Below are 13,450 nucleotides of genomic sequence, written 5' to 3' on the forward strand. Positions count from 1 at the left end.
CAAACACCATCTGTGCGACATGCCGAAGCATGAAAAACATCACATCGAACTGATCAGAACATGGACCCTGCCGGCTACCGTGACAATGGGGTCGGCCGTTCGCGCCAAAGGCGTCCTTCAAGAAATACAGGCAAGGCTGCCCGCTCATGCAAAAAAGTTGATCTCGCTCGAAGGAGTCGACCTCACCCTGGCGATGACGGCCAGTGAAAAGACCGCCTTCAATGCAGCAGCGACCATCGTCACAAAAGTGGTGACGGAGGCCGCTGCACTGCCGGTAATCCCGCGCGAAATCGAGGACATCCTGACTATCAAGACGAGCGAGCGGCATCGTTGGCTTGCCGACGGTCGCCTGCCGAGCGCGGGGACGCGAACGGTCAGACTGAATGGCCGCGCCCGTCAGATCACGTTCCATGTCTTTGACCCCAAGGTGGTCGAAGACCTTCTCGACCGTGGCGTTGTGGACGAATGGCGGGTGGAGGATGCAGAGGCGAAAGCCGAAAAGAGGCGGCGCGCGGCATATCAGGCGAAGCTGACGCGGTCGCTCAAGAAGAAGGTTGCGAAGCGGCCAACGACGTCTTCCGATGATCCGGCCTCGAAGCTCGGCGGCTGGGAGGAGTTCGACGTGGACGGACTGCTTCGTTAAGCACTTATGCCAGCACTCTTGGTATCACGCGCGATCACAGCACTTGGCCTGACATTTCATCGGCAGGGTCAATGTTCCAGCGGCGATCTTTGCCGTGAAAGAACATTCGTCGGCAGGTTCAACGCCGGAGCATTTTAAGTTCATCGGTTTAGAAACAGGAATGTTGGGTTATACGCCGGCCCACGCTGTAAACTATGCCGCTCTGCGGATCGGCATTGAAAACCACGTATCGTCGCTGCGGGCAGACCAGATCAAAGGAGGTTTTATGGCACTCAAGGATATCGGTCTTGCGTTGGACGTTGTCTTTGGCCACGACTGTGCGGTTTCGATCAAGGCTTTGGTTGCATCGGAAGCCGTTTCGCGTCGCCATCGCTCTTGCGGCTTCCAGGCTGACACCTACCGCATCCAGCTTGCTCACGTCGCGATCATGCACAAAATCAGGTACCTTGGTTAGTCCGCATCCGCTGATACTCAAGCACGCAGCCACTATCACTGAAAAACGGAACATTTTCTCTCACTTTTTGTGCTTGCCTGATGGCTTGCTCCGATACGCATTGGCACAAGCCTCAAGGCAGCGGCTCGGCCAACATTCTTGGCCGTTCTTCCACAATTACCGCAATCGACACAAGGCGGTCGGAAGCGTTGTCACGGCCTCACCGCAAACTGGAAGCCCGAAAGCTGACAATTATTTCCGGTAGACCGTTGGTACCCCATGCGGCTGATCACTGCAGGTGTTGCGCGCGCTCAAAGGAGCGGCCAAGAACGCGCCTGCCAGATATCCTAACAAACGGCAAGCAGCACTTTCTCCACCACGCTGAACGGGGGACATAGTGGTCGTAGAACTTCATTCATGTTTGAAGTCCTCCCAACTGTGCTCGCAAGGCTGCGTTTTCGGTTTCTAATTGCAGCAGTTTTTCACGAAGGGGAGCGACTGCCTGCTCGACCTGCTGTTGGGTGTAGCGCGGAGTAATATGCTGGGGACAGTTCCAGTCGTACGCTTCAAGCCGAAGCCTGAAAATCCCCTCCGCGCGGCCTTTATATGTGGAGTCGGATACCAGATCGTTGAGCGTCGGGTCGGCATCAAGTGTCAGCCGATCTACATGAACATAGATTTTAAGCCTCGCCCTTCGCGCGTAATCCATCAGAAAAAGACAGGCCCGGTCGTTGGCAGCCAGATTGCCGGTGCTGATGTACTGTCGGTTGCCGCGATAATCGGCAAAGGCCAGAGTTCGTTGATCAACGACTTTGAGAAAACCGGCTTTGCCTCCACGATGTTGAACGTAGGGCCAGCCCGTTTCAGAGACTGATGCCATATAGAAGCTGTCACGTGCGGCGATGAAAGCGATCTCGTCTTCTGTGAGGGTATCGGAGGGACGGCTATCATTACCCAACCAGATCTGGTCCACGCCCATGGCAGACTGAGCGGCTCTGACGCTTGGCGTCACGGCGACTTCAAGGAAATGATATGGCATGTCTCAATCCCCTGTTAACGCAGGCTCGCACCGCTGTCTCCCGGTGTGAGCCTAAGTTGTCTTATAGCAAGCCCGATTTTTTTGCGCTGCTATACCCTTCAGACCTGGCGTATACGTTAGTCCTGCAAGCCCTAGCCTGCAACTTGCCAACGCATCTCGCCGCGATCAGCGACGATCCGACCAAGGCCCGGGAGAGACGATCAACATAAAGCTCGGCATCGGGGTAGTTGTTTCTTACCACCAGGGACCAGTCCTCCCATCTGGTTCTGGATCGTTCATGGCTAAAGCACCCGGTCTCCAGGCCAGGCTGGGAAGCCTTCACGCCATCTCAGGCTGCGCGGATCCCATTAGCGGCGCGGAAGACTTCGAATGCGGGTGGGAAGCGTTAAGTCGCCGAGCCACAATGTCATGGTTGAGCCACAGAACTGGACCGGAGGGTTCGGAAGATTCACCGAAGATTAGCTGCCCTGTTGCCGTCACAACGAGACTGCTCAACAGATCGCTGATCATCACCTTGCTATCCCGATGCATCTGGGTGATTTCGTTGGACGTGCCGATGGTGAGATCAGCCTGCGCCTGGCTGTTTGCCATGGGCCATGCCGAAAAGTCATAGAACGGACGCATGACATCGCTGGCCTGCATGGCGGCGATCTTGCCGAAGACGTCTTCCATCGTTAGGCCATCTACCAGCAGCTGCTGGCAGGCCTGCCACTGGTCATCTGCCCATTGGCCGCCGTTTTCTTTCTTCAAGGCAAGCAGCAGCGGTATCAGGGGCAGCTCGATACCGGTGAACACGTCGGACGAATTGGTCCGGATTTCGGGGCAATTATAAACTGTTGCCTTGATCCCTTTAGCCCAGGCTTCCTCTGCAATGCCTTCGAGCCGCATCTTCGCGTAACCCTGGGTGTAGTTGGTGTAGGTCTGCCAACGATAACTTCCGTCGATGAGGACCGCCGATCCGTGATAACCATAGGCCGTATATCGCACTTGACCGCCTGAAGCTTCAACGCGCTCGCGGATCGCCGCACTGAAATCGATGAGATGGCGAAAGGTGTTTGCGGAGACGTCGTCAAAATTCTGCAGGATGAGTTTTCCCATGTCACTGTCGAGCAGGGTCTGCGAGGACATGTGGCGGGTTCCGGTTCCCTTGTAGATCCGATTAGCGATAACCAGGAACACCTTCGCCTTCGGGATGCCGCCTGCCATTGTGTGGGCGAAGAAAACATTGCGGCCATCGGCGATCATACCGTCGAGAACGGTCATGACTTTCGAAAGCGATTCCGTAAAACGCGCATTGGCAATGTCGCGGCATTGCCTGACATAGTCCCAGTCGAGCTTGTCGTGCTCCCAGCTCTCAAGCGTCATTTTTGCCAGGAGATCGGTGGGAGTCGGCCCGTCTGCGGGCGCATCGCGATCGAAACCCGCCATAAGAGGTGTGTTGATGATCCTGCCGCCCAGCTGGGCCTCCGCCGAAGACAGTTCATCGGCGTCGAGCGGCCGCAGCGTGTTGTTCTCGTCACGCCGCCCGACGGTGATCCCCACAATCTCCATTCCAGCCCGTCTCGCTTCGTCGAGCAAGCCGGTGGCGTATCCGCGGCCGAACAGTTCGCCGAAGAGTACGAAAACGTCGCCTTTACGGAACACCGTGTTTTCAGAAAGGCGATTCAATGCAACCGGATTTTCCATGCTGTCAACTCTTTAAAGTTTGTCATCGAACACTGGCTCGTGCAAGTTTTGCAAAGACATGACCGCATTGGCACGGAATGGGAACTCATTTTCGGTGACCGTTCATTTCAAAACGTGAAGTCGGTCTCTGTTCGCCCTACAATACAGGGGATGCCGAGGCCGGGGGATCGGCGCGCCGATACCAAAAAAGAGCTCGCTGGAAACATCGCGCCTCTCCGGTGGCGCACCACGCCGAATCTTGTCGCGTCGAAGACCTGTTCAGACTGCCTTCTCGCAAGCTTGCAAGAAGACCGGTATCGACAAAATATGCACCAACGACCAGGCTTACGACAAAGATAGGCATCCTCGTTATCAATTGTCGCCAGTCGAACGCTCTCGGATCAACTCGATGAAGGCACGCAGTTTGGCTGGCATGTGTCGCCGTTGCGAGAAATAAAGGCTAAGTCCCGGATATTCGGGAGACCAGTCTTCCAAAACAGGAATGAGATCGCCTGAGGCAATATGGGGCGCAAGTGCATGTTCACCCAGATAGGCGAGCCCAAATCCGGCAAGAGCGGCCTCCAGAATAAGGTCAGACCCATCAAATGTCAGATGGCCGCTGACATCGATCAAGTGTGTTTCCCCATGCTTCTCAAACTCCCAGCGATAGAGTCTCCCGCTCGTCATGCGCATCTGGATACAGACGTGCCGGGCGAGATCGGCGGGGACGACAAGCTTTGAACGGCCGTCGAAGTAGCGCGGCGAGCCGACGACGAAAGACCGCATTTTCGGAATGATCGGTACGGCCACCATGTCGGGCGAGATAGCCTCGGCGAGACGAATGCCCGCATCGAAACCTTTGCCGATCACATCCACGAGCGCATTTTCGGTCACTATCTCGATGTCGACATCCGGGTATCGACGGCTGTACTCGAGGATGAGCGGCTGCAGCAGAATGCGCGCCGCGCCCGGCGCCATATTCAGCCGGAGTCTCCCGGAGGGCCGATCTGAATGTTCACCGACATTTTCGATCGCCTTCTCGAGCGTCTGCAGGGCAGGTGCGATTTCAGATAGGAATTGCTCACCGGCTGCAGACAAGGACACGCTACGCGTGGTGCGGTTGAAAAGCCTGACGGCAAGGCGCTCCTCAAGTGCGGCGATCGCATGGCTCAAAGCCGATGACGACATACCGAGTTCGCGCGCGGCAGCCCGGAATCCACCGTGACGCGCGACGCCGGCAACCGCTTCAAGCTCGATCAGGCTTGCCCTCATTGCGCAATCCAGTTCATCAGGCTGTCCGATTTTGTCCTACTACACGCAACACTTACCGCATGCCATTTTTGCTGTGAAGCCATCACAGTAGAAGAAACATGCACATCATCGATCGGATCTATATCAACGGGGCGTTTGTCACGCCGCACGGCGATCAATGGGCGCCGCTTTTCAATCCGGCAACCGAGGACCAGATCGGCAGCGTGCGGCTCGCAGATGAGCGGGACGCCGACCGCGCAGTTGCTGCCGCCAAACGCGCTTTCCCAGCCTTTTCGAATACGACCAGAAAAGAGCGGATCGACATGCTGAACCGGCTGCATGCCGCGGTGTCCGCCCGAACCGACGATCTGGCGTCCGCCATGCGTGAAGAATACGGTGCGCCATCGGGCTTCATCGGCTTTTCAGCGTCACGCGCAGGTAGCGTCTTTCTCGACATGGCAAGAACGCTGAAGGACTACGAGTTCCAACGCCGCATGGGCAGCGCCGATGTCGAGATGCGACCCTCGGGTGTTGCTGTGGCGATCACCCCCTGGAACAGCAATTACAGTTTTATCTGCGGCAAGCTCTCCGCCGCCATTGCAGCCGGAGCAACGATGGTGATCAAACCTTCGGAGATGAGCGCCCTGCAGACGCAGGTGATCACTGAATGCCTGCACGCGGCCGGTCTTCCCGATGGCATTTTCAATATCGTCACCGGGTATGGAGGCGTCGTTGGTGCGGCACTGACTGCTCACCGCGACGTGTCCAAGATCACCTTCACCGGTTCCACTGCCACAGGTCGCGGCATTGTTCAGGCAGCAGCGGCCACTATGAAGCGCGTCACAATGGAACTTGGCGGCAAAAGCCCCAGCATCATTCTGGACGATGCCGATCTTGAGGTCGCCATCCCGCAGGTGCTGGTGGCAGGGTTCCGCAACAGCGGTCAGGCCTGCATTGCCGGAACCCGCATTCTTGCTCCAGAAAGCAGGTTCGGTGAAATCGAGGAACGGCTCAGCCACACGATCAAAGACTTCCGGTCGGGAGAACCGGCCGACGACCAGGTTCAGGTTGGTCCGATGGTCAGCCAGAAGCAGTGGGATCGCGTGCAAAGCTATATTCGCCTGGGACAGGAGGAAGGCGCCAGACTGCTGGCAGGCGGCGAAGGTCGTCCGGAAGGGCTGCAGCGCGGCTGGTTCGTCAAGCCCACCATCTTTACCGGCGTTCGCAACGACATGCGCATCGCGCGCGAGGAGATATTCGGCCCCGTGCTATCGCTGATCTCCTACCGCGACGAGGAAGACGCCATCACGATCGCGAACGACACCGATTACGGCCTGCAGGCGCACGTCTTTTCTTCCGACGTCGCGCGGGCAAAACGCGTCGCAAACCAGATCGAGGCAGGCCGCGTGTTCATCAACGATGCGCCGCATGACCCAATGGCACCATTCGGCGGATTCAAGCAATCCGGCTTCGGGCGGGAATTCGGCGTCTTTGGGCTCGAGGCCTTTCTCGAACCCCGTGCCGTACTGTCGTGACATCTAAAGGCCACGCAACTTCTTGGCTGCGTGGCCTGATGCCACATACCGTCGAGCGAGCCCTGTTGGGTGGCCATTGTTGCACCTGGTGTAATGATGAAGTGTGAAGCACGATCGTTCTCATCACCACGTAATAATAGCAATCTGCAGGTGCGGATCGGGAATTGACCCGAACGATACTCGCAGGAGCGCACAATGAAACTCTATCATCATCCTTTGTCGGGCCACTCGCATCGGGCCCGTCTGTTCCTTTCACTGATCAACCTGCCGCATGAGCTGGTTGAGGTGGACCTCATGTCCGGCGCGCACAAGACGCCCGATTTCCTCAAGATGAACCCGTTTGGCCAGGTTCCGGTTCTCGACGACGACGGCGAATACGTATCGGATTCCAACGCGATCCTGGTCTACCTTGCCAAGAAAACCGGACGGACGGACTGGCTGCCCGATGACCTGAAGAGCGCCGCAGCGGTCCAACGCTGGTTGTCGGTAGCTGCCGGTGAGATCGCTTATGGTCCGGCGGCGGCCCGCCTGGTCACCGTCTTTGGTGCCAAGTTCAATCCGGAAGAAGTCATTAGTCGCGCCCATGCGGTCCTTGGAAAACTCGAAACTCAGCTTTCCGACCGAGAATGGCTGGTTGGCGAACGCCCGACGATCGCTGACGTCGCAATCTACAGCTACGTGGCCCGCGCCCCTGAAGGCAACGTGGATCTCTCCACTTATCCTGCGGTCAACAGGCTGCTTCGTCGTATCGAAGCGCTTCCGGGCTTCGTGGACTTTATCGGGACTCCGGTTGGCCTTGCCGCCTGATCCGCATTCGGGTGCGCGCCGAAGCGTGCCCGATCCCTTCTTAGGAGAGCTGACATGACCGACACTTTGACAAAACTGCCGACATGGCACGAAGGCGAGAAGTTCATCCAGGAAAAAGTCGGTGTCGCCGAGCGTATGGAGGTCGTCGGCCAGCGGGTCGTTCGCGATTTCATGCCGGATCAGCATCGGGACTTCTATGCCCAGCTCCCGTTCATCGTCCTTGGCAGTGTGGATGGCCACGATGACGCATGGGCCACTTTTGTCGAGGGCCGACCCGGCTTCATGTCCTCTCCTACGCCGACCACGCTCGATATCCGCTCTACCTTGGAGCCAAGCGACCCCGCCAGCGAAGGAATGGCGGACGGCAAACCGATCGGCCTGCTCGGCATCGAGATGCACACGCGTCGCCGCAATCGCATGAACGGCTTTGTCTCCACCGCAGCGAACGGTTATCGGATCGATGTGGATCAGAGCTTCGGCAACTGCCCGCGCTACATACAATTGCGGGATTTCCAATTCGAGAGGGCACCCGGCCAACCAAGCCAGAACCAGCCTGAAGACCTGTCCGAGCTTGACGACCTTGCTCGCTCCACGATCAAGACTGCGGACGCGTTCTTCGTTGCCTCCTATGTCGACCGCGAAGACAGGCGCCAGGTTGACGTTTCGCATCGCGGCGGGAATGCCGGCTTCGTCCGCGTTGGCGATGATGACGTTCTGACAATTCCCGATTTCGACGGAAACCTTTTCTTCTCGACACTGGGGAATATTCTGCTGAACAAGAAAGCAGGTCTGCTCTTCGTAGACTTCGCGACGGGCGATGTGCTGCAGATGACAGGCGAAGCCGACGTCATCCTGGAATCACCCGAGATTGCGGCCTTCCAGGGCGCGGAACGGCTCTGGACGTTCAGGCCAACCCGGATCGTCCGGAGACCGAATGCACTCGCACTCCGCTGGGCATTCCAGAAGGATGGATGGTCGCCGAATTCTCTGATGACCGGGAACTGGGCGCAGGCAGCAGACCGGATGCGTGCCACCGGACTTTCAGACACGTGGCGGCCGATGACGGTCACCAGGATCGTCGAGGAAAGCACGACGATCCGCTCGATCCATCTCCAGCCAAGCGACGGCGCGGGGTTGCTGCCGCATGCTGCCGGGCAGCACCTCCCGATCCGGCTGGTGCTGCCGGGAAGCGAGCGGCCTGTTGTCAGGACCTACACCCTGTCTGTCGCACCGTCCGATGGCATCTACCGCATCAGTGTCAAACGCGATGGGCTCGTGTCGCAGTTTCTGCACGACAGCATCTCCGTTGGCGACGTGATTGAGGCGCGGCCCCCCGCAGGGGCGTTCGGTGTTGACGCCCGTGCCACGCGCCCTGCAGTGCTCCTTGCCGGTGGTGTCGGCATCACGCCGCTGCTCGCCATGCTCCGTCATGTCGTCTACGAGGGAATTCGCAAACAGCGCATCCGGCCGATCACGTTGTTCCACGCTGCCCGCACGAAAGCCGAGCGACCTTTCGACAAGGAGATCGCCGAACTCGTGGCTGCGGCCAAGGGCGTGGTCCGGTTAGTGCGAGTTCTCAGCGACATCGGCGATGCCACAGAGGGCTCCGACTACGATACTGCCGGCCGTATCGACATGGCTATGCTCACCAAGCATCTGCCGTTCAACGACTACGACTTCTATCTGTGTGGTCCGCCGGAGTTTACGCAGGCGCTCTATGACGGTTTACGCGGCTACAACATTGCAGACGATCGTATCCACGCGGAAGCGTTCGGGCCCTCGTCGCTGGTTCGGTCTGTAGACACCAAAGATGCCAGGGCCACCCCTTTGCGTGCGCTGCCATCCGACAAGCCGGTGCCTGTCATATTCACGAACTCGCTGAAGGAGGCCCGCTGGGCACCCGGCTCCGGAACGCTGCTGGAACTTGCAGAAGCACGCGGTCTTCAGCCCGAGTTCAGTTGCCGCGAAGGCAATTGCGGTACGTGCAAAACAAAACTCGTCAAAGGCGCTGTGACGTACCTGAAGGAGCCGACAGCGAAGGTTGACGATGACGAGATCCTCCTTTGCTGTGCCATTCCAGCGAGCCAGGAAGGCGGCATCCAGATCGCCGTCTAAACCAACATTACTACGCCTGACGCAACAGTCCCTTCCTGCTTTTCGACGTTCAACAACAACCGGTTACCAATCATCTTGAGGATCAGAGAGCGACGTCTCTCAAAACCATTAAAGGAGAATACCATGTCACGCATTCCTACCCCCGCCACGATTGAGGAGGCGCCCGAAGCCTCACGGCCGATCCTGGAGACCATCCAGAAGCAGATCGGCTCCGTGCCGAATATCTTCCGCCTCGTCTCCAACAGCCCAGCGGCCCTCAACGGCCTCGCCTCGTTGCAGGGTGCGCTCGGCAAGGGCAAGCTTGCACCCGCCACTCGGGAAAGGATCGCCCTGGCTATGGCCGAAGCCAACGGTTGTGACTACTGCCTTTCGGCGCACACCTTCACCGGAGCGAAGTTCGCCAAGCTCGATGAAGCGGAGATCGCTTCGAACCGCCGCGGAACATCGAACGACGCCAAGGCTGCGGCAGCCGTCGAATTCGCCCGCGCCCTGACGACCGCGCGTGGCTCGGTGGCACCTGGGGAAATCGTAAAAGTTTGGGACGCCGGCTACAGCGACGCGGAAATCGTCGAGATCATTGCGCATGTCGCGCTTAATACCTTTACAAACTACGTCAACGAAGCCCTCGATACCGAGATCGATTTCCCGCGTATCGATCGTCTTGCGGCATGACATTCAGGACGGGGTGACGCGAGAGCCGTCATCCTTCCCTCCCCTTACGAAACCTGGAGCCATCACAATGTCCCGTCCCCCGCTTCCCCCTTTCACTGAACAGAGCGCCATCGAAAAGGTCCGCCTTGCGGAAGATGGCTGGAACAGCCGCGATCCTGCCAGGGTAGCGCTCGCCTACACGGTGGATACTCGCTGGCGCAACCGTGCCGAATTCGTAACGAGCCGCGATGAAGCCGAGGCCTTTCTGGGCCGCAAGTGGAACAGGGAACTCGACTACCGCCTGATCAAGGAACTCTGGGCATTCACGGGCAACAGGATCGCGGTGCGCTACGCCTACGAATATCATGATGAGAGCGGCCAGTGGTTCCGGGCCTACGGGAACGAGAATTGGGAGTTTGCCGAAGACGGCCTGATGCGGGCGCGTCACGCCAGCATCAACGAACACCCGATCGCTGAAGCCGACCGCAGGTTTCACTGGCCGCTCGGCCGAAGGCCTGACGACCATCCCGGTCTCAGCGACTTCGGCTTTTGAGCCGGGCGTCGGTCCGTTGGCCTCGTCAATGCCGTCGTTCAAACTCAACGAGCGAGTTCGAGTGTCCGTTGAACTCGCTCTTACCGCATCGAGCGGCGACCTGTCGCGGAAGCGCAAGCAGGAAGACGATAGCCGTGCGCTTGGGCTGACGGGTGCGGAAATCGATCTGGCACGCCGTGGCCTGAGCTTCGATCTGAAAATAGCGAGGGCCATAGCGTTTGCACTCGCGGTCAATGAGCACACGCGTGCACGTGCAAGCGCCGCTGGCCTTTGTGAGCGAAGCTGCGTCGAAATCGAGCACCTTGCTGCTGCCAACCAACAGGTCGCTGGCAGCTAATCCATGCCGCGGACGGCTTGCGGTCTTGTCGTCCAGGATTCTACTATGGACACCGTATCGAGGGCATGGGGGACCGGATGGATCGTTGGCAGGCAATGCGGATTTTCGTGAAAGTAGCGGAGACCGAAAGTTTCGCAGATACCGCCCGCCAGATGCACATGAGTGCTCCTGCCGTCACACGGTCTGTTGCAGCCCTGGAAGATATCATCGGAGCACGCCTGTTCGTGCGAACGACCCGTTCGGTAAAAATGACCGAGGCGGGTGCCCGGTATTTCGAGGACTGCCGCAAGATTTTGTCAGACATTGCTGAAGCAGAGGCGGCAGCGGGAGGCTCCTACGCTACACCGACAGGCACCCTGTCCGTAACTGCTTCGGTCATGTTCGGGCAGATGTATGTGCTGCCCGTCGTGACGGGCTTTCTGGACGCATTTCCGACCATGAAGGCGCGAACCCTGTTTATCGACCGGCCTGTCAATATTGTCGATGAAGGCATCGATGTCGCTGTCCGCATAGGTCACCTCCCCGACTCCGGCCTCTCCGCCATAAAGGTCGGGAGCGTCAGGCGTGTGGTATGTGGTTCACCGGCATACTTTGACCGACATGGCATTCCGACAACGCCATCCGACCTCAGGGATCATCGCATCGCGGCGTCCACCAGCGCCTGGGCCTCCCCTGAATGGCGCTTTTCCGATGATTTCCGCGTGACGATAGACGCTGCTCTTCAATGCAACACCAACGAAGCGGCCATAACCTCCGCACGCGAGGGCTGGGGACTGACGCGCGTGCTGAACTACCAGATTGGCCCTGACCTTATGGCGGGCGACCTTCAGATCGTGCTCAGCGAGTTTGAAGAGCCGCCCCTGCCTATCCACATCATGCATCCAGAGGGTCGGAATGCACCCGCAAAAGTGCGGGCTTTCGTTGACATGGCAGTTGCCCGCCTGCGTGAGAACCGTCTCCTGAACTGATCCGGGCGCAGCGGGCAGATCAAAAACCAATCAGAATCTTGCCGATGGCCTTGCCGCTTTCCTGCAGTTCATGGGCCTCGGCAATCTGATCAAGCCCAAGCGTTACGGCGATCTTGGGAACGTAGGCTCCCGAAGCCGCGCAGGCCGAGACTTCCTCGGCGGCATCGCGCATCGCTGTTTCCGGCATCGTATAGACGTAGACGAAACGGAAAGAAAAACCACCAACGAGCGCCGGAAAGAACGGGATCGAGAGCATGGCTTGCGGCGATCCCGTGGAGTAAGCCGACACGCCCCCGTCACGCGCAAGGCAGGCGATTGCCGTGTCGATGTTGGCGGAAATGTCCACGTCGACAATACGGTCGACGCCGTGACCATCGGTCGCTGACCTTATTTTCACAGCAACATCACCGGCATGCCTGTTGACGACGAGATCGGCTCCGGCTGCGCGGGCAACGTCTGCCTGTTCGTCGCGGCTCACCGTTGCCGCCACCCACGCCCCTGCCCACTTTGCAAGAAGAATGGCGGCGTTACCGACCGCACCGGCGCCACCCTGCACGAGAACCCGCTTACCTCGCAGGTCTGTATCGGCAAACAGGCATCGATGCGCCGTCATCGCGGGGACGCCGAACGACGCACCGACCCCGAAGGGCACGTTGTCGGCCAGCCTGACTGCCTGCCTCGACGGCACCACGACGAATTCCGCAGCCGTCCCGAACGCCCTCCCCGTCTGGGCCATGTAAACCCACACCCGCTCGCCTATACGTTCCTGCGACACGCCGGGGCCGACACTGTCGATGACGCCCGACCCGTCCTGATGCGGAACGATTCTGGGAAATGGCATGGCCTTACCGCCGAAGCCGACACGCGTCTTGATGTCCGAAGGATTGATGCCCGAGACCATGACCCTGACCCGGACTTCCCCCGCCCCGGGCTGGGGATCGGGAAGCTCGCCAACGGTCAAGACTTCTCTCGCAGTTCCTTGCCGTTCGTAGAACGCAGCTCGCATAACACACCTCTCCTAAATGTGGCTTCCATCTGGGCGTGACACAGGCAAACTTGCAAGTAGGCAACAGTTTTGCCTATAGGAATAAAAAGTACACTAATGGAGAACTGAATGGCTGTTGGCCCAAAATGCCCGGTAGAAGTTACCGTCGATGTCACGGGCGGCAAGTGGAAGCCGATGATCATCTATCGTCTACTCGACGGTCCATACCGGTTTGGAGAGCTGCGCCGCCTGGTCGGCGATCCGAGCCAGCGCTCGCTCACGATGCAGCTCCGCGAACTCGAGGCCGACGGGATCGTGAGCCGCAAGGTCTTCGCCGAGGTCCCTCCGCGCGTCGAATATTCCCTCACCGAATTCGGAAAAACGCTGGCCCCCGTGCTGATGGCGATGCGCGACTGGGGAGTTTCCTTCCAGGGTCGCTGTCAATCCACGAAGGCATGACCGGTCGTC

14 protein-coding genes are annotated in these 13,450 nt (G+C 58.8%); 10 read left to right on the forward strand and 4 right to left on the reverse strand.

Features of this window, described 5'->3' with window-relative positions; genetic code table 11:
- The first annotated feature begins 19 nt into the window (after nucleotides 1–19).
- Nucleotides 20–643 carry a hypothetical protein gene (locus tag ACQZ45_RS21210; protein ID WP_035200805.1) on the forward strand — a complete coding sequence of 208 codons (624 nt, stop codon included), beginning with the start codon at nucleotides 20–22 and terminating at the stop codon, nucleotides 641–643.
- 94 nt (nucleotides 644–737) lie between these two features.
- Complete coding sequence (locus ACQZ45_RS21215; protein WP_013637537.1) at nucleotides 738–1,097, forward strand: hypothetical protein; 360 nt, start codon at nucleotides 738–740, stop codon at nucleotides 1,095–1,097.
- A 394-nt stretch (nucleotides 1,098–1,491) separates the two neighbouring features.
- Here ACQZ45_RS21215 and ACQZ45_RS21220 read toward each other — a convergent pair whose 3' ends face one another.
- The 3 genes from ACQZ45_RS21220 to ACQZ45_RS21230 form a co-directional block, all read right to left on the reverse strand.
- Entirely contained in the window at nucleotides 1,492–2,115 is a 624-nt protein-coding gene (locus ACQZ45_RS21220; RefSeq protein ID WP_025591660.1) for a pyridoxamine 5'-phosphate oxidase family protein, read from the reverse strand.
- A 318-nt stretch (nucleotides 2,116–2,433) separates the two neighbouring features.
- Complete coding sequence (locus tag ACQZ45_RS21225; RefSeq protein WP_448742536.1) at nucleotides 2,434–3,801, reverse strand: enoyl ACP reductase FabMG family protein; 1,368 nt, start codon at nucleotides 3,799–3,801, stop codon at nucleotides 2,434–2,436.
- A 351-nt stretch (nucleotides 3,802–4,152) separates the two neighbouring features.
- Nucleotides 4,153–5,052: a LysR family transcriptional regulator gene (locus ACQZ45_RS21230; protein ID WP_003517025.1), complete on the reverse strand. Its 900-nt coding sequence runs from the start codon at nucleotides 5,050–5,052 to the stop codon at nucleotides 4,153–4,155.
- 98 nt (nucleotides 5,053–5,150) lie between these two features.
- Between ACQZ45_RS21230 and ACQZ45_RS21235 the strand changes: the two genes are divergently transcribed.
- The 7 genes from ACQZ45_RS21235 (at nucleotide 5,151) to ACQZ45_RS21265 (ending at nucleotide 11,997) form a co-directional block, all read left to right on the forward strand.
- On the forward strand, nucleotides 5,151–6,566 hold the full coding sequence (locus tag ACQZ45_RS21235; RefSeq protein ID WP_121557760.1) for an aldehyde dehydrogenase family protein: 1,416 nt from the start codon (nucleotides 5,151–5,153) through the stop codon (nucleotides 6,564–6,566).
- 195 nt (nucleotides 6,567–6,761) lie between these two features.
- On the forward strand, nucleotides 6,762–7,373 hold the full coding sequence (locus tag ACQZ45_RS21240; protein WP_065687675.1) for a glutathione S-transferase family protein: 612 nt from the start codon (nucleotides 6,762–6,764) through the stop codon (nucleotides 7,371–7,373).
- Nucleotides 7,374–7,427: 54 nt separating this feature from the next.
- On the forward strand, nucleotides 7,428–9,488 hold the full coding sequence (locus tag ACQZ45_RS21245; RefSeq protein WP_448742537.1) for a 2Fe-2S iron-sulfur cluster-binding protein: 2,061 nt from the start codon (nucleotides 7,428–7,430) through the stop codon (nucleotides 9,486–9,488).
- 123 nt (nucleotides 9,489–9,611) lie between these two features.
- Nucleotides 9,612–10,160, forward strand: a complete 549-nt coding sequence (locus ACQZ45_RS21250) for a carboxymuconolactone decarboxylase family protein (protein WP_142851282.1) — start codon at nucleotides 9,612–9,614, stop codon at nucleotides 10,158–10,160.
- A gap of 67 nt (nucleotides 10,161–10,227) precedes the next feature.
- Nucleotides 10,228–10,692: a nuclear transport factor 2 family protein gene (locus tag ACQZ45_RS21255; protein WP_142851283.1), complete on the forward strand. Its 465-nt coding sequence runs from the start codon at nucleotides 10,228–10,230 to the stop codon at nucleotides 10,690–10,692.
- A gap of 61 nt (nucleotides 10,693–10,753) precedes the next feature.
- The gene (locus ACQZ45_RS21260; RefSeq protein ID WP_111783812.1) at nucleotides 10,754–11,029 is read left to right on the forward strand and encodes a hypothetical protein; all 276 of its coding nucleotides are present in this window, start codon (nucleotides 10,754–10,756) and stop codon (nucleotides 11,027–11,029) included.
- A 77-nt stretch (nucleotides 11,030–11,106) separates the two neighbouring features.
- A complete protein-coding gene (locus ACQZ45_RS21265) occupies nucleotides 11,107–11,997 on the forward strand; it encodes a LysR family transcriptional regulator (RefSeq protein WP_003517041.1) in 891 nt (296 codons plus the stop codon).
- Between the two features lie 19 nt (nucleotides 11,998–12,016).
- On the opposite strand, the gene ACQZ45_RS21270 is transcribed toward ACQZ45_RS21265, so the two are convergent.
- Nucleotides 12,017–13,003, reverse strand: coding sequence for an NADPH:quinone reductase (locus ACQZ45_RS21270; protein ID WP_111783811.1), 987 nt, complete (start codon nucleotides 13,001–13,003; stop codon nucleotides 12,017–12,019).
- Nucleotides 13,004–13,111: 108 nt separating this feature from the next.
- Here ACQZ45_RS21270 and ACQZ45_RS21275 point away from each other — a divergent pair, with 108 nt between their 5' ends.
- A complete protein-coding gene (locus ACQZ45_RS21275) occupies nucleotides 13,112–13,441 on the forward strand; it encodes a winged helix-turn-helix transcriptional regulator (protein WP_111783810.1) in 330 nt (109 codons plus the stop codon).
- The last annotated feature ends 9 nt before the right edge of the window (nucleotides 13,442–13,450 follow it).

The sequence above is a fragment of the Agrobacterium sp. 16-2014-1-2a genome (assembly GCF_053522705.1).

Bases quoted from the DNA above. Each gene is read 5' to 3' on its own strand.
- ACQZ45_RS21270 (WP_111783811.1), bottom strand. From the start codon at position 13,003: ATGCGAGCTGCGTTCTACGAACGGCAAGGAACTGCGAGAGAAGTCTTG.
- ACQZ45_RS21255 (WP_142851283.1), top strand. From the start codon at position 10,228: ATGTCCCGTCCCCCGCTTCCCCCTTTCACTGAACAGAGCGCCATCGAA.
- ACQZ45_RS21210 (WP_035200805.1), top strand. From the start codon at position 20: ATGCCGAAGCATGAAAAACATCACATCGAACTGATCAGAACATGGACC.
- ACQZ45_RS21225 (WP_448742536.1), bottom strand. From the start codon at position 3,801: ATGGAAAATCCGGTTGCATTGAATCGCCTTTCTGAAAACACGGTGTTC.
- ACQZ45_RS21240 (WP_065687675.1), top strand. From the start codon at position 6,762: ATGAAACTCTATCATCATCCTTTGTCGGGCCACTCGCATCGGGCCCGT.
- ACQZ45_RS21220 (WP_025591660.1), bottom strand. From the start codon at position 2,115: ATGCCATATCATTTCCTTGAAGTCGCCGTGACGCCAAGCGTCAGAGCC.
- ACQZ45_RS21245 (WP_448742537.1), top strand. From the start codon at position 7,428: ATGACCGACACTTTGACAAAACTGCCGACATGGCACGAAGGCGAGAAG.
- ACQZ45_RS21235 (WP_121557760.1), top strand. From the start codon at position 5,151: ATGCACATCATCGATCGGATCTATATCAACGGGGCGTTTGTCACGCCG.
- ACQZ45_RS21265 (WP_003517041.1), top strand. From the start codon at position 11,107: ATGGATCGTTGGCAGGCAATGCGGATTTTCGTGAAAGTAGCGGAGACC.
- ACQZ45_RS21230 (WP_003517025.1), bottom strand. From the start codon at position 5,052: ATGAGGGCAAGCCTGATCGAGCTTGAAGCGGTTGCCGGCGTCGCGCGT.
- ACQZ45_RS21275 (WP_111783810.1), top strand. From the start codon at position 13,112: ATGGCTGTTGGCCCAAAATGCCCGGTAGAAGTTACCGTCGATGTCACG.
- ACQZ45_RS21250 (WP_142851282.1), top strand. From the start codon at position 9,612: ATGTCACGCATTCCTACCCCCGCCACGATTGAGGAGGCGCCCGAAGCC.